The organism is Meiothermus sp. (assembly GCF_026004075.1).
Lineage (GTDB): Bacteria > Deinococcota > Deinococci > Deinococcales > Thermaceae > Meiothermus.
The window spans coordinates 2,149,247-2,167,427 of the sequence record NZ_BPIK01000001.1 but is presented as its reverse complement, the minus strand read 5'-3'; the positions used below and the strand labels follow the sequence as shown (position 1 = coordinate 2,167,427).

Below are 18,181 nucleotides of genomic sequence, written 5' to 3'. Positions count from 1 at the left end.
TCAGGACGAGCGGCGGAAGGCCCACAGGCTGCCCAGAACAATTATGGCGAAGGTCACGCTGAGGAAAAAGGCCTGGGGAAGGTGCAAAGCCAGCTCGGGGCGGTGCAGCCAGACCTCGCTGCCGTGGCCCCAGCCCTCGAGCATCAGCTTGAGCCCGGCCCAGCCCACCACCGCATAGGCCACCGACTCGAGCCTGGGGTAGCGCTCGATGATGGTGACCATGATGCCAGCGGCCAGCCGGATGAGCAGAATCCCGATGGCTACCCCGGCAAAAATCACCCAGAACTCCCGGCTGAAGGCAATCACTACCAGCACCGAGTCCACCGCGAAGGCCAGATCCACCACGTTGATCATCACCACAATGCGCCAGAAGCTGGCGGCAGCGGCCTGTTGTAGCTGAGCCTGCTCCGACTCGGAGGCCTGGGGGGGCTTGTGCCTGAAGAGGTGATTCACGGCCAGATACACCAAATAAAGCCCGCCCAGCAACTGAATCCACCAGATCTGGATGATGATGGTGGCGAACAGCAGGGCCAGTCCGCGCAGCACGTAGGCCCCAATGATGCCGTAGAGCAGGGCCCTCGAGCGCAGGTGCTCGGGCAGAGGCCGCACCATCACGGCCAGCACCATGGCGTTGTCTACAGATAAAACGGCCTCGAGCGCAACGATAATCAGAATGGCTGCAAAAGCCGATCCAAACTCCATAAGCCTAAGCCTATCATCCGGCCTCAGTTCCGAACAGGTACACCAGGGCCGGGGCCAGCCCCTGCCGCCAGGTCATCCAGTTGTGGCCGGAGGGGCGCTCGAGGTAGGCGTGGGGGTAGCCCTTGTCGGCCAGCATGGCGGCAAAACGGCGGTTGGGGGCCAGCAGCCACTCGATCTGCCCGGTCTCGCAGTAAAAGCGCAAAGGCAGGGTCGGGGTGGCCTGGTACTGCTCGGTGAGCCACTCGGGGTCGGTGAAGGAGTCGCCCCCCTCGGGCGAGGCGGTCAGGCAGGCCGACTGGGTGGCGATTTTCTGGAAGGTCTGGGGATGCCGCCAGCCCAGCCAGGCCGAGACCAGGCCCCCCAGGCTGGCCCCCAGCAAGCCCTTTTCCGCTGTGGGGCCGTAGTGGGCCTCCACCGCTGGGATAATCTCCTCCAGCACGTGTTGTTCGTAAGCTGAGCTGAACCAGTACTCGCTGCGGCGATCCTCAGGCTCGATGAATACGATCCGCACGGGTTTGATCTGGCCCTGCTCCAGAAGCCCCTGGGCCACCTCGGCCAGCTTGGCGGTGCGGTAGTAGGCCACCCCATCGTGGACGAAGAGGGTGGCCTGGGCCGGCGGTTCGGGGTTGTAGACGTAGTAGCGGCGGGTGCTGCCAAAGGCCCGCGACTCCAGCCGGTGCCGGTGCACCTCTGCCGCGCGCGAGGGCTGGGGGGGTGCAGTGTAACGAAAACCGGGTAGCTCGATAGCCCGGGGATACGTCCACCAGGGATTCTGGGCCTTGTGGGGGTTGTCGGGGTCGGGGAAGGGCTGATGGTTTTCGTCCAGAAAGGCGTACTCCACGTAGGCCCCGGCGGGGAACTCGAGGGTCAGGGGCGCTTGAATGGGTATGGGGCGGCGGTTCCAGTCGGTGAAATCGCCAACCAGAAACCGGGCCCCCGCGGGGGGGTGGAAGGTGACGTGACGGTTGTGTACCTCAACCATACCGCTCCCATGATATGGGTGGGTGCGCTAGCCCGCGTTGCGCAGTCCTGCCGCGATACCCAGCAGAGAAAGCATCAGGGCGCGCTCGAGGCCGGTGCGTTCGGGGGCCTCGGGCGGGGTGCGCCGGTAGCGTTCCAGTAGCTCCACCTGCACCAGCGAGATGGGGTCTACGTAGGGGTTGCGCAGCTCGGTCTGGCGGGCCAGCACGGGGTGCTTGAAGAGCAGGGTGTTCTGAAAAGTTTCCTCCAGAATGGCTTTGGTTTGCTCGAATGAGCGGGCGATATCGGGGAAGAAACGTTCGGCCAGATCGGGCTTGACCAGCCGCAGGTACTCGCGGGCGATGCCCAGGTCAGCCTTGGCCAATGCGATGGCGGCGCTATCGAGGGTGGTGGCAAAAAAGGGCCACTGCTCAAACATCTCCTGCCGCAGCGCCAGCGGAATCTCCTGTAGCCCTTCGGCCAGCCCATACCAGCCGGGCAGCAGCAAGCGAACCTGCGTCCAGGACATCACCCATGGGATGGCCCGCAGATCCTTGATCTCGCGCACCCGCCCCGAGCGGTAGACTGGGCGGCTGGCGATGTTGAGCGCTCCGATCTCGCGGATGGGGGTGAGCTGTTCGTAGAACTCGAAGAAACCGGGGCGCCCCAAGAGTTCCCTGTAGGCCTGGGTGGAGCGTTCGGCGGCCCGCTCCATGGCCTCGAGCCACGCGGGTTTGAGCGGTGCAGCCTGCCCATAGAGGTCGCGGGCCGAGGCCAGGGCCATGTGGTAGAGCATCTGCTCGAGGTTGCGGTAGGCCAGCTCGGGGTGGGCATAGCGGTCGGCCAGGGCCTCGCCCTGCTCGGTCAGGCGCATCCGGCTGCCCACGGTGCCGGGCGGCAGGCTGGCGATGGCCCGCCCCGCCGTGCCCCCGCCGCGGGCGGTGGAAGTACCCCGTCCGTGAAAGTAGTAGACCGTCACGCCGCGTTCCCTGGCGACTCTGGTGATGGCCTCCTGCGCTTGGTAAAGTGCCCAGTTGGCTGCCAGAAAGCCAGCGTCCTTGTTGGAGTCGGAGTAGCCGATCATCACCTCGAGGCCCCCCCGCCCCTGCACATGGGCCCTGAAGACCGGATTATCCAGCAGCCGCGCCACCACTTCGGGCGCGTTTTGCAGGTCGCCCAGGGTTTCAAAGAGCGGCACCACATCGAAGGGCAGGGCCCGTCCGGGGCGGTAGAGCCCCACCTCCCGTGCCAGCAGCATCACCTCGAGCAGGTCGCTGGGGTGGTGGGTCATCGAGACCACATGAGCCCCGCGGGCTTTCCAGTGGCGCAGGGCCTCGAGGGCGGTTTGCAGCGGCTTGGTCTGGGGACGATATCCCACGGGGGCCAGCGGCCGGGCCGTGGCCAGCTCCTGGGTCAGCAAGGCTTCCCGTTGCTGAGGGGGGAGCGCGGCGTACTGCTCGTGCACCCCGCCAATTCTGAGCAGCTCGGCGGCGGCCTCGGTCAGGGCGCGCGACTCCTCGCGCAGATCCAGGCTCACCAGATCCAGTCCGAAGGCTTCGGCATTCAGGCGCAGAGGCCGCACGATGGCTCTGGAAATTTGCTCGAGGCCCAGTTGGTTGAGGCTGGTCTCGGCTTTGCGCACATCCGCCACGAACTCAGGCGTTCCGCTGTAGCCAGGGCCCGGCTGCTCGCCCAGCAGTGCCCGCAGCTTGTAGCGCAGCCCCATGCCAAACTGCCGGTAGGGCTCGCCCTGAAAACGTTCGGGCAGTTGCAGGTGCCTGGCGTGGTCTTCCAGGGCCAGCCGCAGCTCGCGGGTAATGGTAATCCGGTCGTCGGTGAGCGATAGGTCGCGTATCAGGCCGTCCACATCCTCCACAAACTTGCGCAGGGCGGTTTCGCGGGCGTAGGTTTGCGCCCAGCCCGTCACCTCGGGCAGCACATTGGGGTTGCCGTCCCGGTCGCCGCCAATCCAACTGCGGAACACCAGCGGGGGCGAAAGCTCCGGGCGCTGGCCATAATGGGCCTCCACGGCGCTCTCGAGCCCATCCACCAGCTTGGGAATGGTTTGCCACAGGGTCGAGGTGGTGTAGAAAAGCCCGCCCTTGACCTCGTCCATCACGGTGGGCCGGGATTTGCGGAGTTCCGAGGTGCCCCACAGCAGGGCCACGCGGGGTTCCAGGGGCAGCTCCTGGCCCTGCTCGAGTAGCTTCTCGATCTCGTGGATATGGTAGCGCTGGGTACGGCGGCGGGTCTCGGTGGGGTGGGCGGTAAAGGTCAGGTGCAGCCGCAGCCGGGAGAGCACATCCACGGTCTGCTCGTAGCTCAGACCCAGGCGTTTGAGCTCCCCTACCAGCGCCAGAAACGACTCGCTGCGCGGGGCATCGCGGGTGCTTCGTTTCTCCCGTTCCCGGTTAACCCGCACCCGGTGACGCTCTTCGGCCAGGTTCACCAGGTGAAAGTAGGTCGAAAAGGCCCGTATCACGTTCTCGGCTTCCGATAGCGAGAGGCCCCGCACGATCTCGAGGAGCTGCTGTCGAGCCTCGGGGGAGTAGCCCTGCCGCAGGCTTTTGGTCAGCTCGCGCACCTGTTCTTCCAGTTGAAAAATGCGCTCGCCTGAAAGTGTGCGGATGGCTTTTCCCAAAGCCCGCCCCAGCACACCCACTTCGCGCTTAAGTTGCTCAAATAGCTGATCCTCGCTCATCCAGCGATAGTGTAATACCAGATTCGCTTGTCTTGTCGCCGAAAAGCGACCAAACAACCCGACCGAAGTTATCCGCGTAGTGGAGGGTGATACCGCCCCCTGAAGGGAGTTCTCTGGGATTCAAAAAGACAGCCCCACGGAATTTTTGATGGACGATTGTCTTTTTGAATCCGGTATACCGGGTTCGGAAATGATTCCCAAACGCTCTACGTCGGCCCTGTTCTGGCTGCACCGGTTTGACGTGGGGTTTTTTTGTGGTTAGCTTGAAGGCATGCCTGCACGGCAGTACCTGTACAAAGGCCGCGTTCTTAATCTGGCCCTCGAGGGCCGCTACGAGATCGTCGAGCACGCCGACGCGGTGGCGGTGCTGGTTGAGCGGGACGGTAAGCTGCTCTTCGTGCGCCAGTACCGCCCGGCCGTCGGCAGCGAGACCCTCGAGATTCCCGCGGGCCTCATAGACCCCGGCGAGACTCCCGAAGAAGCCGCGCGGCGGGAGCTGGCCGAGGAGGCCCAGCTCACCGGAAACCTGGAATACCTGACGGGTTTTTACCTCTCGCCGGGCTTCTGCAACGAGAAGCTGCACGTTTTTCGGGCCACCCACACCCGCGAGGCCTACGCAGAGCCCGACGACGACGAGGCCATCACAGTAGAATGGCATTTCCCGCGCCAGGTGTTGCGGGATGCCCGCGAAGGCAGGGTGCAGATATCGGCCTCGGCCCTGGCCGGTATCCTGTTCTACCTGAGCGAGCGGGCGCTGGAAGACGACACCCCGGCTTACGAATAGCCCTGATAACTGCCAGATGGCCTTCGCTCCCCGCCAGACCCCGTGCATGGACGCCAACCGATAACCTATGCTGCTCATCAACGACCCCTCCGACGCACCCGCGGGCCCCAAGGTGGTGGCCATCGGCAGCTTCGATGGCCTGCACCTCGGGCATCAGCATCTGATCCACCAGGCCCAGCAGGCGGCCAAGCACCTGCACGCGCCGCTGCTGGTTTACACCTTTGACCCCCCCAGCAAGGTTTTTATGAGGGGGGAGGGCTTCCTGACCGATCTGTCGGAAAAGCTCGAGCTTCTACGGGGCCTGGGGGTCGAGATCGCCCTGATTGTGCCCTTTACCGAGGCTTTCTCCAAGCGCAGCAAGGACGATTTTTTGGAGGATTTGCGCACCCTCGAGGCCCGGCAGATCTATGTGGGGGCCGATTTCCGCTTTGGGCAGGGGCGGGCCGGGGGGCTGGAAGACCTGAACGCAGTTGCGCCCACTCATATTCTGCCCCTGCTCGAGCTGGGCGGGGGGCCGGTCAAGTCGAGCCGTATCCGCGACCTGCTGCGCGCGGGCGACGTAGACGAGGCCAAGCTCCTGCTGGGCCGGGCCTATACCGCCCGGGGCATCGTGCGCGAAGGTGATAGGCTGGGGCGAAAGCTGGGCTTCCCCACCGCCAACCTCGAGGTCGCCCCGCTCAAGATTCTGCCGCTGGGCGTGTTCGCGGTGCGGGTGCAGACCCCCCAGGGCCGGTTTGGCGGTATGGCCAATGTCGGCTACCGTCCCACGGTGGCGGGCCAGACCCTACGCTTTGAGGTGCATCTTTTTGGTTTTGCCGACGATTTGTACGGCCAGGAACTCAGCGTGGAATTCCTCACCAAGCTGCGCGGCGAGATGAAGTTTGAAAGCCTGGAAGCCCTGAAAGCCCAGCTCGCCCAGGACGCCGAGACCGCCCGCCGGCTGCTGGGCATCTAGCGGGGGATGTCCTCGGCGGTCATGAAGCGGGGCCGCACCCAGCGCACCTCTTCAAAGGTGCCGTCGAAGCGCAGAATGGCGGCCATGCGGGCCCTCGAATATACCTGGTGGGGCTTTTTGGGAATAAAGGCGGTCACGATATCCACCCAGCGCGGCTCGCGGTACTCCAGCACCACGTGCAATGGCAGCCTGAGCTGGGGCGGAAAAACCATATAGCCCAGCACCAGCATGCGCTGGTCTTCGGGGTAGACGGCCATCTCACGGCCCCACTCCACCGCCTGCAACACATCGTGCTCGATAAAACCCTCTTGCAGCATGTGCTTGGCCACGTGGGGGCCAATGCGGTAGCGGCCTTCGCGGATGTAGGGGAGGAGCTCCTCGAGCCTACGGATGCGCGGTCGTCTGATCATGGTTCCCCCCTTTAGCAAAAAGCCCCACGCTCAAAAGAGGTGAGGTTGGGTGTACGGCTGCCAAAAACCCCGGAAACGGGGTTCTGTTATTTTTGATTATAGGGAATACCGCGACAGATCGTGTGGGCTCTTGACCGCAATTGCCGCACCGTAGACCTTGGCTGCCCCGGCCTCGAGCAAAGCCTTGCGCGCGCGCTCGAACGTTGCGCCGGTGGTCACCACATCGTCTACCAGCAGCCAGAGGCCCTTCACCCGGCGGGCTGGCTGGAAGGTGGTCTCGGCGAGTTGCAGGCGCTGGCGCAAGGTCTTCTGGGTTTGCGAGGTCTCCCAACTGGTGCGCCTCAGCACCCGCTGGTAGGGAACTTTCAGCGTCTGGGCCAACGCCTGGGCCAGCAGCTCGGCCTGGTTGTAGCCCCGCCGGAGCTGGCGGTGGGGCAGGGTGGGCACCGCAGTTACACCGTCCAGGCCCCACTCGGCCTGCCGCACCCCCAGCGCCAGCAGCTCGCCCAGGTAGTGGGCCAGCCTGCGCTGCCCCTGGTACTTGATGGCCTTGGGCAGCCGGCCCAACCGCTTGTAGTCGCCCAGGTATACGAAATGGGGCAGGTGACGGGGTACGAGGGCGGCCCGGCAGCTCGAGCACAGCAAAGGCTGGCTTAAAGGTGCTCCGCAACCGGGGCAGCGGGCCCCCGTCAGCTGCTCCCACCAGCCCAGCAACGGGTTCATGCCTTACTCCATTCCCAGGGCGGCCCGCAGGGCCTCATCGAAAGGGGGATAAAGCACGCCTTTCTCGGTTACGATGCCGGTAATCAGGTGATGGGGGGTTACGTCGAAGCCGGGGTGGGCTGCCGGAAAGCCCTCGGGTGCGATGGGCTGGCCCCGAATCACCGTTACTTCCCTCGCCGAACGTTGCTCGATGGGGATGCTGTTGCCGTTTTCCAGCCGGGGGTCTACCGAGGAGAGCGGCAGGGCCGGGTAGAACGGAATGCCGTGGTACCGCGCCAGAATAGCCAGGCCGTAGGTGCCGATCTTGTTGGCAAAGTCGCCGTTCAGGGCCATGCGGTCGGCGCCCAGAATGACCGCGTCCACCTGGCCCTGGCCCATCAGGTAGGCGGCCATGTTATCGGTGATGAGGGTGGCGGGCACCCCAGCTTTTTGCAGCTCGTAGGCGGTCAGGCGGGCCCCCTGCAGGTAGGGGCGGGTCTCGTCTACCCAGACGTGGGTCACCCGGCCCTGCCGGTGCGCCTCAACGATGGCCCCCAAAGCGGTGCCGTAGCCCCCGGTAGCCAGCGGGCCGGTATTGCAGTGGGTGAGCACCTGGCCCCTCAGCACCTTTGCCCCATGCCGGCTGATGGCTAGCTCGGTCTCCTGCACCTCGTCCCAGATGGCCTGGGCTTCCCTGAGCGAGGCCTCGAGGCTGCCCCAGTGCGGTTTCATGCGATCCAGGGCGTAATACAGGTTGACCGCGGTGGGGCGGCTCTGGCGCAGCAGGGCGTCGGCTTCGGCTGGGTCTTCGCTCGACAGGTGGGCCAGCACCATCCCATAGGCCGCGGTCACCCCGATGGCCGGGGCCCCGCGCACCACCATCTCGCGGATGCCGACGGCGATATCCCGGGCGGTTTGGCAGGGCACCCAGACCTCCTCGAAGGGGAGCCTGCGCTGATCCAGGAGCCAGAAGGTGTTGTTCTCAAAGCGAAAGGGCACTGCGCGCATGGGGTCAGTCTACTTCAAGCTGTTTAGCAGGCTGGTGTAGAGCAAGAAGAACTGGTTCTCGTCGAGCCGGGCCTGGGGGTTGTTCCAGGTGGCCGAGACGCAGTACTGCCTGCCATCCTTGGCGGTAAGCCAGGTGGTCAGGTTCAGGACGCCCGGCTCGGAGCCCCCTTTGTAGGCCACGCGCTGCCAGTCGGCGGGGTTGGCAAGGCCGGGGTTGAGCGACATCAGGGGTAGGGCCTGTACCCGGCCCATCAGCGTGCAAAGCTCGCGGGTGCTGAAAAACCACTCTACGTCAATGGCCACCGGCCCCCCGGCAAACACGCTCACGTCGGGCAGGGGCAGGCGGGCCAGTTGGGGCAGCAGGGTGGCCCGCTCCGCGGGGTTGGCCCGGTAGCGCTCGAGCCACTCCCGGTTTTGCGGGTTCTTGAGCACAAAAGCCTCGCGGGTAGTCAGGAGAGGCCGGTTGCGGGGGGCGAGCTTTTCCACCTCGGCCCGCCCGACAATGCTTATTAGCGCGTCGGTGGCGGTGTTGTCGGAGATGGAGATCATCTGGGTGGCGTACTGCTCGAGGCTCAGGAGGGTTCCGTCGGGCAGGTTTTGCAGGGTGCCGCTGGGCAGGCTTTTCCACTCCGGGCGCAGCGGCACGGTATCGCTCCAGCGGCGCTGCCCGGCCTCGATCTGCTGGCGCAGGGCTTCCAGTACGGCCAGCTTGAAGCTCGAGCCCACCGCCAGCGCGCGGTCGGCGTTCAGGCTTAGGCGCTCCTGGGGGCCTTCCAGCACCAGCACGCTGACCTCTCCCGGTAGCTTGCGGTACTCGGCCAGGAGTTGTTCGGGGGTCAGGGCGGCCTTGGGCTGGGGCGGACGGAAGAACAGCCCCTGGATGCGCCCCTCGCTGTCCAGCGAGATCTGTGCGGGCACCACGCCGCGCTCGAAGCTCACCCGAAAGTTGGGGCCGTCCGGCTCCACGCCCTCGTAGCGCCCCAGCCCGCCCAGCAGTTGCTGGAGAATGGCCTCTACCTGGGCCAGCGGCACCTGCTGCAAGAAGGCCGGGGCAAACCACCCGGCCCTGGCCGGGCGCTCGGTGAAGAGGCGCTCGAGGGCCGCTTTGGGGGTGATGGGGGCCTGTGCGACTGCGAATAGCACGCCGAACAGGAATAGGACTACCAAACGCATGGGATACATACCCTTACCCTAGCAGATCGAAGGGCGGCTCTGGCCAGTAATCTGGTTTTCTACGCAGCGCTACACTTTCACCAGTTCTTCTGCCGCCGTGTCAGCCCATTGCACAAAGGCCACTTCGCGGGGGTTGGATAGCTCGGGGTGTATAGCCCTCACCCGCACCCCGTACTCGTAGCTGCCGGGGCGGGCCGGAAGGTAGCTGCCGGTGTAGAGCAGCGCGTCGCGCTCCTGGCCGGCGTGCTGGAGGGCCACCACTTCCAGATCGCCGCTGCTGCGCCGCACCACCAGCTCGACCCGCAGGGTCTCGGTGGGGATGCCGTAGGCCTGCACAAACGCCCGCAACTGCAAGGGCTGGTTGGCGGCGGCATGGGGAGCCTCGACCCAGACTTTTACGTTGTTCCAGGCGGCCTGTACCTGCGCTTTCCAGCGGGCCACTTCCTTCAGGGCGGCCGCGTTTTTCTCCATCAGGTGGGCCGACCGCTGGGCCAGTGGGGTATAGAACTTGCGATGGTACTCGTCCACCATGCGCTGAGCCGAGTAGGTGGGGCCACAGGTGCGGATGCTGTCGCGCACCATGGCCAGCCAGCCGCTGGGGGTGCCTACCGCGCCCCGGGCATAGAACAGTGGGATAATCTCGTATTGCAGGGTGTCGTAGAAGCTCTGGGCGTCGGCGTGATCCTGGGCCTCCTCGGTGGCGTAGGTGCGGTCGTCGCCGATGGCCCAGCCGTTGGTGGTGTTGAAGGCCTCGGCCCACCAGCCGTCCAGAACCGAGAAGTTCAAAGCGCCGTTGAGGGCCGCCTTCATGCCCGAGGTGCCCGAGGCTTCCATGGGGCGGCGGGGGGTGTTGAGCCAGACGTCCACCCCCTGCACCAGGGTGCGGGCCAGGCCCATGTCGTAGTCCTCGAGCAGAATCATCTTGTCCTCGAGACCCAGTTCCTTGATTTTCTCGGCCAGCTTCTTGATGAACTCCTTGCCCGGCTCGTCCTTGGGGTGGGCTTTACCAGCAAACACAAACTGCACCGGCAGGGGGCCATTCAGGATGGAGACCAGCCGGTCGGGGTCGGTGAACATCAGGATGGCCCGCTTGTAGGTAGCAAAGCGGCGGGCAAAGCCGATGGTCAGCACGCTGGGGTCGAGCACTTTTTCCGCTGCCCGCAGGCTGGCCGGGAGGTCGCCGTTGCGGCGGCGCTGTTCAAACAAACGTACCCGCACTTCCTCCACCAGCCTGGCCCGCAGCTTGTTGCGGATATGCCAGAGCTCGTCCTCTTCGAGCCGGTCTACCGTCCACTGGCTGGGGTCGTGGAGCTGCTCGGCCCAGGTTTTGGGGAAGCTACGCTCGTAAAGGGCGTGCATCTCGGGGTGCAGGAAGCTAAAGGTGTGAATGCCGTTGGTGATGTGCCCGATGGGCACTTCCTCGGGCTCGAGGCCCTTCCACAGGTGCTGGAACATCTCGCGCGAGACCTCGCCGTGCAGGGCCGAGACCCCCCCGGCGGCGCGGGAGGTGTGGAGGGCCAGGTTGGACATACTGAAGACCGGGCCGTAGCTTTTTTCCTCGCGGCCCAGGGCGATAAACTCCTCCTTGCTGATGCCCAGTTTGTTCCACCAGCCGTCCAGGTAGCGCTCCACCAGATCCAGCGGAAAGCTGTCGTGTCCGGCGGGCACGGGGGTGTGGGTGGTGAAGAGCGCCCCCGCCGAGGTGGCCTCGAGGGCCTCGCCGAAAGAGCTTCCGGCGGCCACCATCTCGCGTATGCGCTCGAGCCCCAAAAAGGCCGCGTGGCCCTCGTTCATGTGCCAGACTTCAGGGTTCAGGCCCAGGGCCCGCACCAGGCGCACCCCGCCAATACCCAGAATCATCTCCTGCTCGATGCGAATTTCCTGCCCAGGCGCATAGAGCCGGGCGGTGAGGGCGCGGTCTTCGGGCCGGTTTTCGGGCAGGTTGGTGCTCATCAGGTAGACCGGAATGGTGCCTACCTGCGCCTTGTAAGCCATCACATATACGGTGCGTCCGGGAAACTCCACCCCCACCTTGAGAGGCTTGCCATCTTTGCTGACCACCACCAGCGGCAGTTCTTCGGGCAGCAGGTCTTCGTAAACTTCCCGCTGCTGGCCCTCGGGGGTAAGCTGCTGGCGGAAGTAGCCCTCGTGGTAGAACATCCCGATGCCGGTCAGGCTAAGCCCCAGGTCGGAGGCCGACTTGATGTGATCGCCGGCCAGGATACCCAGACCGCCCGAGTAGATGGGCAGCGACTCGTGAAAGCCGTACTCCATCGAGAAGTAGGCAATGCGCGGGGTTTTCTTGGGGCGGCTTTGCAGGTAGCGGTGGAAGTTGGCGAGGGTGGCTTCCACGGCGCCCACATAGCCGGCATTCTCGGCCAGCACCGCTAAACGCTCGGGGTCGGCTTCTAGCAGAGCCCGAACTGGGTTGGCGCGGAAGCGCTTCCACTGCGAAGGATTGATCTGCTCGAAGAGGTGCTGGGCTTCGGGGTTCCAGCTCCACCACAGGTTATAGGCCAGCTCGCCGAGGCCCTTGAGGGGTTCGGGTAGGCTGGGCATGCTGACGATTCGGCCGATTGCATTCATAATCAAGGTGAGATTTTACACTACATCCGGTAAAGAACGATCAGAATCCGGACAGCTTTGTTTCGGGTGGGTTTTAAGGAGGGGCGAAGCTATCATTGGACGATGAACCATTCGTTGCATCGGACGGTAGCCAAAGCCCATGAGCGACTCGATCGCCGCACCGCGGCTTATCTTGCGGAGCGCGGGGTACGGGTGAGCTGTGGCCCGGGTTGCAAGGCCTGCTGCTCAGCCTGGGTGGTGGTTGGACTGGCGGAGGCGGAGTATCTGCGGGAGGCGCTCGAGGCCCACCAGCCCCAGGCCTTGGCCCGTATCGAGGCCGAAGGCCCCAAAAGACTTGCGCGCATTGCTCGACAAAAGCACCAGCCCGATTTTCCCACCCGGTATTTCCTGGAAAACCGTCCCTGCCCGTTGCTTACGCCGGAGGGGGCCTGCTCGGTGCACGCATATCGTCCTTTGGCCTGCCGCGGGCTATTGACCAACCTCTCAGCTCGTTATTGCGTGCCGGGGGTTGTGCCAGCTCTTCGGGGCCGTGAAAAAACTGCGTACAAGGCGCAGCTGAAGCCCTGGCATGGCCCCGAACACTACCTGAAAGTACCCTGGCAGCTTTCCGAACGCACCGCCCAAAAACTCTGGGCCACAGAACAGCAGGAGCGCGGCTTCACCGTGATTGGGGAGCTAATAGGCTTAATTTTCCTGCTCGGACAGCGGGACTTCCAGGCGGCTTTACAAGGGGGACTGGAAGCGGTTCGGCAAACCCTGGAAAAACGCCGGCTGCTGGGGGGAGGCCATGGCTTTTGGGTGGGTTGATGCGGGCTACTCCACCAAGCCGGCATCAATCATGCGCAGATAAGAGAAAAACAGGGTGACCTGGTCGCCGAAATCGCGCACGAAGGCGTGGATGGCCTCTGGAGTAACCCCTTCAAGGCGCAGGTCGCTTTCCAAAACAGGGTCGTTGTCGGCGTCGAAGTAGGCCTTGCTGAAGCGGTAACGCCGGTTCCAGTTGAGCAGATGGCGTGGCTCTACCCGGTCGAAGCCCGAGAATCCGGCCCGCAATTGCAGGCTGCTTACATGCGGATCACCATAGGTAATCAGATGGCCTCGCAGGCCGTTGGGCAGTTCTAGGTTAAACAGGTCTTCTTTGACCTGCTCGGCATTGAGGCCAAACTGATCCAGAAGGATTCGCACCTCTTCGGTGGTGACTTCACGCAGAACCGTATCCATTTGTCTCGTTATAAACTAAATCCAGAACCCTGGTAGGGAAATACAACCCAGCATCCCACCAGCGATATGGGCACCAATACCATGGGTTGCATGTTTTGGCGGAGGAGGAGGGATTCGAACCCTCGATAGGGGGCAACCCCTATACCGGTTTTCGAGACCGGCCCGTTCAACCACTCCGGCACCCCTCCATAGCCGCCAAACCGAACGGTTTGGTAGTGCCGAATAGAGACTTTAGCACAACTTGCCGGCAAAGTCACCCTCAGGGCTGCGCGCGCTTCTGGGAGAAAAAGTCCCGCAGCAGTTTGGCCGATTCGCGCTCGAGCCAGCCCCCTTCCCACTCGAAGGGGGGTTTCATACGATGCACCGTCACGGCCCCGGCCTTCAGGTTCTCCACCGCATACACCACCCGCCGCACCTGGGCTTCCATCAGCGCGCCGAAGCACATGGGGCAGGGCTCGAGGGTTACATACACGGTAGCGCCGGGCAGCACCTTGCTGTGCCGTTTGTGGAGGGCCTGCTGCAAGGCGAGCAATTCGGCATGGGCGGTGGCATCGCGGGTTAGCTCCACCCGGTTATGGGCCCCGGCCAGCACCTCGCCATCCCAGACCACCACGGCCCCGATGGGCACTTCGCCTTCTTGCTGGGCCAGCCGGGCCTGCTCGAGGGCGCTGCGCATATGCTCCAGATCCTCCGACTCGGGCCAGAGGTTCCAGACCTCGCGCACCACATTGCCCACCGCGCGCACCGGCCAGGCCTGCTTGAGTTCGGGGGGGAGGCTGTGTTCGGTGAAAAAGTCCACCAGCCGCACCAGGCCCCTGGGCAGGTCGATCAGGTCGCCGGGCAGGGGGAGCCTCGAGCCCTGCCAGGGGGGGAAGGTGTCTATCACCGGGGGAATCAGAAACAGGGTGCCGTCGCGCCGGCGCACCTGCCAGCCTTCGGGGAGGGTAAAGGCTTCGCCCTGTAAGGCCCGCTCGAGCTGCACCACCCAGCCCATCTCGGGGCGCAGCTTGAGGTGCTCGAGCATCTGCCGCAAGGCCCGCCGGCGCAGACCCGTCGGGGCCTGAAGCAACGGCGCGATGCGGTAGGCCGGGCAGGGCCAGCGCCGGTCACGCAGCAGGAGTTGTTCGGCCAGGGGGTCGAGGGCTTCGTCGTCGAGCTGGGAGATGGCGGCGAAGCGGGCCAGGGCGGTCTGGGTCTGGGGAAAACGCGCTTTGAGCCGGGGGAAAATTTCGTGACGAAGGAAGTTCCGATCCAGCGAGGTATCGGCGTTGGAGACATCCTCGAGCCAGTCCTGCTGTTTGCACTTCAGATAGGCCCGCAAAGTGCTGCGGCTCAGCTCGAGCAGAGGTCGCACCACCTTCCCCCGTTTAGGGCGCATGCCCAGGCCCCGGCCGGTGCCCTGCACGAGCTGCAACAGCACCGTTTCGGCCTGGTCGTCCTCGGTGTGGGCGGTCAGAATGGCCTGGGCCTGGTGCTTTTTGGCTACCTTAGCCAGAAAGCCATAGCGCAGCTCGCGGGCGGTGGCCTCGAGGTTCCCCCCCCGCTCCGCGGCAATTTTGGCCACGTCCAGCCGCTCCGATTCAAAGGGATAGCCCAGGCGTTCGGCCAGGGCTTTGACCCACAGCGCGTCCTGGGCCGATTCGGGCCTAAGGGAATGATCGAGGTGGGCCACCACCACCTTGCGGGGGGTGGAGGTAAGCAAAAGCAAAAGCGCCACCGAGTCACCCCCACCCGAGACGGCGGCCACCAGGCTTCCTTCGGGCACCATGCGGGTCAGGTGCGTAGCAAACTGGGCTTCAAGCTGGCTGGCCTCCACTAAATCCACGCCTATATGCTATAGGCTATGCCGACCTTGCCCAACCTACGCTTCGACTTCAACGCCTATCCGTACCTGACCCCAGACCTGCCGGGGGTGGATGGGGTGATTCGCCACCAGCCCCAGGATTTCCAGGTGGACGAGGTACCGGCCTACAGCCCGCTGGGCAGTGGGGAGCACCTCTTCGTGCGCATCGAGAAAGTGGGCCTGACCACCCGGGCAATTTTCGAGTTCCTGCGCGACCGCCTGCAGATTAACGAGGCCCAGATCGGGGTGGCCGGCCTCAAGGACAAGCACGCCCTCACCCGGCAGTGGTTCAGCATCCCGGCCCGTTACGAGGCGCGCCTGGAGGGGCTGGCCGGGCTGGAGGGGGTGCGGGTGCTGGAGCGGGCCCTGCACCCCCACAAGCTCAAAGTGGGGCATCTGCGGGGCAATCGCTTCCGCATTCTGATCCGCAGCGGGGATGGGGCCGGCTTGTCCCGGTATCGAGCCGAGGCTATTTTTCTGGCGCTTGAGCGCCAGGGGGTGCCCAACTACTACGGCCCCCAGCGGTTTGGCATCGGAGGATTGAACCCGCTCAAGGGCTATGAGCTGGTCAAGCAGGGTAAGGTGCACGCCCCCTCCTGGCTAAAGAAATTTCTGGTCTCGAGCCTGCAAAGCCTGCTCTTCAACGACTGGCTGGCCCTGCGCCTGCAGATGGGACTCTTTGGGCAGGTGATCGAAGGGGATGTAGCCAAAAAACACGACACCGGCGGAGAGTTTGTGGTGCAGGACGCCGAGGCCGAGAACCCTCGAGCCCTGCGTTTTGAAATCAGCGCAACCGGGCCCCTCTACGGTAAAAAATACCGCGAGGCCCAGGGGCCGGCCCGCGCCCTGGAAGACCAGGTACTGCAGAAATACGAACTCGAGCGCGGCCACTTTGCCTCGCGCCGGGGGGATCGCCGCCTGATCCGCTTCCCCCTTACCGAGTGGGGTGTGGAAGAAGCTGCGGAAGGGCTCTGGGTGAGCTTTTTTCTGCTCAAGGGGGCCTACGCTACCGCGGTGCTGCGCGAGGTGATGAAGCGAAATCCCGAGGAGGGGGAGCTGGAAGCCGAAATGGAGGAGTAGAGGCCTCGGCCTCGAGCAACCTTGATATTGACACGCTCAACCTTTTGCTGCTACCCTAGCGAGCGGCCTGCAAAACGTGGGCCAAAAATCGCAAAAACGCCTTTAGTGGTTTCTTGGGCATACTTATGTTTGAAAGCCTCTCCCAGCGCATCCGAGCCGCAGTTGACAAGCTGCGTGGGCGGGGGCGTATCACCGAAGCCGACCTCAAGGCCACCCTGCGCGAGATTCGTATGTCGTTGCTGGAGGCCGATGTCAACTTCGAGGTGGCTAAAAACTTCGTAAACAAGGTGCAGGAGAAAACCCTGGGCCAGGCCGTGCTGGAGAGCCTGACCCCGGCGGAGCAGATCCTGAGCGTGGTTTACGAAGAGCTGGTTGAGATGCTGGGTGGGGAGGCCAAACAGCCCCTGCTCAAGAACGAAGGCAACCTGTGGTTCATGGTGGGGTTGCAGGGCTCGGGTAAGACCACCACCTCGGGTAAGCTGGCCCACTTCTACAAGTCCAAGGGGCGGCGCCCGTTGTTGGTTGCGGCCGATACCCAGCGGCCCGCGGCCCGCGAGCAGCTCCGCATCCTGGGTGAGAAAATTGGGGTGCCGGTTCTCGAGGTCGCCGATGGCGAGCGGCCCGAGACCACCCGCGCGCGCCTGCAACAACACCTGACCTTCGACTACCGCGACCTGGTGATCGTAGACACGGCGGGCCGCCTCCAGATCGACCAGGCCCTGATGGACGAGCTGGCCCAGCTCAAGCAGGTGCTGGGCCCCTCCGAGACCCTGCTGGTGGTGGACAGCATGACCGGCCAGGAGGCCCTGAGCGTCTCCAAAGCCTTCGACGAGCGCATTGGGGTCACCGGCCTGATCCTGACCAAGCTCGACGGCGACGCCCGGGGCGGCGCGGCGCTTTCGGCCCGCTACGTGACCGGCAAACCCATCTACTTTGCGGGGGTTTCAGAAAAAATCGAGGGCCTGGAGCCCTTCTATCCCGACCGGCTGGCCCAGCGCATTCTGGGCATGGGCGACCTGCAGACCCTTCTGGAGAAAGCCAGGCAGGCCGAGCTCGAGGCCCCGCAAAAAGACCTCAAGGAGATCACCCTCGAGGATCTCATCACCCAGATGCGCCAGATGCGCAAGATGGGCAGCTTCACCGAGATCCTGGGCATGATACCGGGTATATCCAGAATGCTGCCCCCTGGCTTCTCGGTCGACGAAAAGCAGGTTAACCGTATGGAGGCCATCGTGCTCTCCATGACCCCCAAAGAACGCCGCGACCCCCGCATTCTGAATGCCTCGCGCCGCAAGCGCATTGCGGCGGGCTCTGGCACCACGGTGCAGGAGGTTAACCGCCTCATCAAAACCTTCGAGGACACCAAGCAGATGCTGAAAACCCTGGCCAAGCAGCAGGCTCGAGGGGGGCGGGGTTTGTTCAGGAGATAGGTCTTGGGTTGCAGGCAGAAATACCAAAGCCTGTGGCTGACAGTGCGTCCAGAGGGCGCTTCAGACAACACAAAGGAGTAAAACATGACCAAGATTCGTTTGTCCCGTTTCGGTTCCAAAGGCAACCCTCATTACCGCATTGTGGTGATGGACAGCCGTACCAAGCGCGATGGTGGCTACATCGAGCGCATCGGTTACTACGACCCCCGCAAGACCACCAAAGACTGGCTGAAGATCGACCAGGAGCGCTTGCAGTACTGGTTGGGGGTGGGTGCCCAGCCCACCGATACCGTAAAAAAGCTCATCAAACAGGCCAACCCTGGGGCCTAATAGCAACCCAGCAAAAGCCGAAGGCCCAAAACCCCGGGCTTTCGGCTTTCGACTTAAGGCTTTAGGCTAATGTTTATGAAAGACCTCGTGGAGTACCTGGCAAAAGCAGTGGTCGACCACCCGGCCTCGATTCGTGTGGATGAGCGCCGGGGGCGCGAAGGGTTGGTGTACTACATCGAGACCCACCCCGAAGACAAAGGCCGGATTATCGGCCGGCAGGGCCGCGTTATCGAGAGCATCCGCACGGTGGTGCGCTCGTTTGCCAAGGGCCGGGTTTCGGTGGAAGTTCGTTAAGC

Annotated in this window: 17 protein-coding genes and 1 tRNA gene; 7 read left to right on the top strand and 11 right to left on the bottom strand. The window is 64.0% G+C overall.

The features are described from left to right. The 3 genes from Q0X18_RS10460 to Q0X18_RS10450 are packed head-to-tail and all read right to left on the bottom strand — an operon-like array spanning position 1 to position 4,363. A complete protein-coding gene (locus Q0X18_RS10460; RefSeq protein WP_297562021.1) occupies positions 1 to 702 on the bottom strand; it encodes a DUF475 domain-containing protein in 702 nt (233 codons plus the stop codon). A gap of 13 nt (positions 703 to 715) precedes the next feature. Then, positions 716 to 1,684, bottom strand: coding sequence for an esterase family protein (locus Q0X18_RS10455; RefSeq protein WP_297562018.1), 969 nt, complete (start codon positions 1,682 to 1,684; stop codon positions 716 to 718). A gap of 27 nt (positions 1,685 to 1,711) precedes the next feature. Further along, complete coding sequence (locus Q0X18_RS10450) at positions 1,712 to 4,363, bottom strand: phosphoenolpyruvate carboxylase (RefSeq protein WP_297562016.1); 2,652 nt, start codon at positions 4,361 to 4,363, stop codon at positions 1,712 to 1,714. Positions 4,364 to 4,634: 271 nt separating this feature from the next. Between Q0X18_RS10450 and Q0X18_RS10445 the strand changes: the two genes are divergently transcribed. Beyond that, entirely contained in the window at positions 4,635 to 5,147 is a 513-nt protein-coding gene (locus Q0X18_RS10445; RefSeq protein ID WP_297562014.1) for an NUDIX hydrolase, read from the top strand. 67 nt (positions 5,148 to 5,214) lie between these two features. Next, positions 5,215 to 6,102: a riboflavin biosynthesis protein RibF gene (ribF, locus tag Q0X18_RS10440; protein WP_297562012.1), complete on the top strand. Its 888-nt coding sequence runs from the start codon at positions 5,215 to 5,217 to the stop codon at positions 6,100 to 6,102. Here the strand turns inward: ribF and Q0X18_RS10435 are convergent. The 5 genes from Q0X18_RS10435 to glgP all read right to left on the bottom strand — a co-directional run bounded on the left by Q0X18_RS10435 (position 6,099) and on the right by glgP (position 11,981). Continuing rightward, the gene (locus Q0X18_RS10435; protein WP_297562010.1) at positions 6,099 to 6,512 is read right to left on the bottom strand and encodes a DUF4258 domain-containing protein; all 414 of its coding nucleotides are present in this window, start codon (positions 6,510 to 6,512) and stop codon (positions 6,099 to 6,101) included. The genes ribF and Q0X18_RS10435 overlap by 4 nt on opposite strands. A gap of 96 nt (positions 6,513 to 6,608) precedes the next feature. Beyond that, positions 6,609 to 7,235: a ComF family protein gene (locus Q0X18_RS10430; protein ID WP_297562007.1), complete on the bottom strand. Its 627-nt coding sequence runs from the start codon at positions 7,233 to 7,235 to the stop codon at positions 6,609 to 6,611. 3 nt (positions 7,236 to 7,238) lie between these two features. After that, positions 7,239 to 8,222: an S-methyl-5-thioribose-1-phosphate isomerase gene (gene mtnA / locus Q0X18_RS10425; RefSeq protein WP_297562005.1), complete on the bottom strand. Its 984-nt coding sequence runs from the start codon at positions 8,220 to 8,222 to the stop codon at positions 7,239 to 7,241. A 9-nt stretch (positions 8,223 to 8,231) separates the two neighbouring features. Next, positions 8,232 to 9,395 (bottom strand): serine hydrolase, encoded by a 1,164-nt coding sequence (locus Q0X18_RS10420; RefSeq protein ID WP_297562002.1) that lies wholly within the window; start codon positions 9,393 to 9,395, stop codon positions 8,232 to 8,234. 69 nt (positions 9,396 to 9,464) lie between these two features. After that, positions 9,465 to 11,981, bottom strand: a complete 2,517-nt coding sequence (glgP, locus tag Q0X18_RS10415; RefSeq protein WP_297562000.1) for an alpha-glucan family phosphorylase — start codon at positions 11,979 to 11,981, stop codon at positions 9,465 to 9,467. 102 nt (positions 11,982 to 12,083) lie between these two features. On the opposite strand from glgP, the gene Q0X18_RS10410 reads away from it, so the two are divergent. Further along, the gene (locus Q0X18_RS10410) at positions 12,084 to 12,788 is read left to right on the top strand and encodes a YkgJ family cysteine cluster protein (RefSeq protein ID WP_297561996.1); all 705 of its coding nucleotides are present in this window, start codon (positions 12,084 to 12,086) and stop codon (positions 12,786 to 12,788) included. A gap of 6 nt (positions 12,789 to 12,794) precedes the next feature. Here Q0X18_RS10410 and Q0X18_RS10405 read toward each other — a convergent pair whose 3' ends face one another. The 3 genes from Q0X18_RS10405 to tilS form a co-directional block, all read right to left on the bottom strand. Beyond that, positions 12,795 to 13,202 (bottom strand): YbjN domain-containing protein, encoded by a 408-nt coding sequence (locus tag Q0X18_RS10405; protein ID WP_297561994.1) that lies wholly within the window; start codon positions 13,200 to 13,202, stop codon positions 12,795 to 12,797. A 96-nt stretch (positions 13,203 to 13,298) separates the two neighbouring features. After that, positions 13,299 to 13,390, bottom strand: a tRNA-Ser gene (locus tag Q0X18_RS10400). 71 nt (positions 13,391 to 13,461) lie between these two features. Continuing rightward, complete coding sequence (gene tilS / locus Q0X18_RS10395) at positions 13,462 to 14,970, bottom strand: tRNA lysidine(34) synthetase TilS (protein ID WP_297563069.1); 1,509 nt, start codon at positions 14,968 to 14,970, stop codon at positions 13,462 to 13,464. Positions 14,971 to 15,045: 75 nt separating this feature from the next. Between tilS and truD the strand changes: the two genes are divergently transcribed. From truD to Q0X18_RS10375, 4 genes are all read left to right on the top strand, one after another. Continuing rightward, positions 15,046 to 16,125, top strand: a complete 1,080-nt coding sequence (gene truD, locus Q0X18_RS10390; protein WP_297561991.1) for a tRNA pseudouridine(13) synthase TruD — start codon at positions 15,046 to 15,048, stop codon at positions 16,123 to 16,125. 125 nt (positions 16,126 to 16,250) lie between these two features. Further along, positions 16,251 to 17,555 carry a signal recognition particle protein gene (gene ffh / locus Q0X18_RS10385; RefSeq protein ID WP_297561988.1) on the top strand — a complete coding sequence of 435 codons (1,305 nt, stop codon included), beginning with the start codon at positions 16,251 to 16,253 and terminating at the stop codon, positions 17,553 to 17,555. 84 nt (positions 17,556 to 17,639) lie between these two features. Then, positions 17,640 to 17,885 (top strand): 30S ribosomal protein S16, encoded by a 246-nt coding sequence (gene rpsP / locus Q0X18_RS10380; protein ID WP_013013291.1) that lies wholly within the window; start codon positions 17,640 to 17,642, stop codon positions 17,883 to 17,885. Between the two features lie 75 nt (positions 17,886 to 17,960). Next, positions 17,961 to 18,179: a KH domain-containing protein gene (locus tag Q0X18_RS10375; protein ID WP_015586465.1), complete on the top strand. Its 219-nt coding sequence runs from the start codon at positions 17,961 to 17,963 to the stop codon at positions 18,177 to 18,179. Positions 18,180 to 18,181 lie beyond the last annotated feature (2 nt).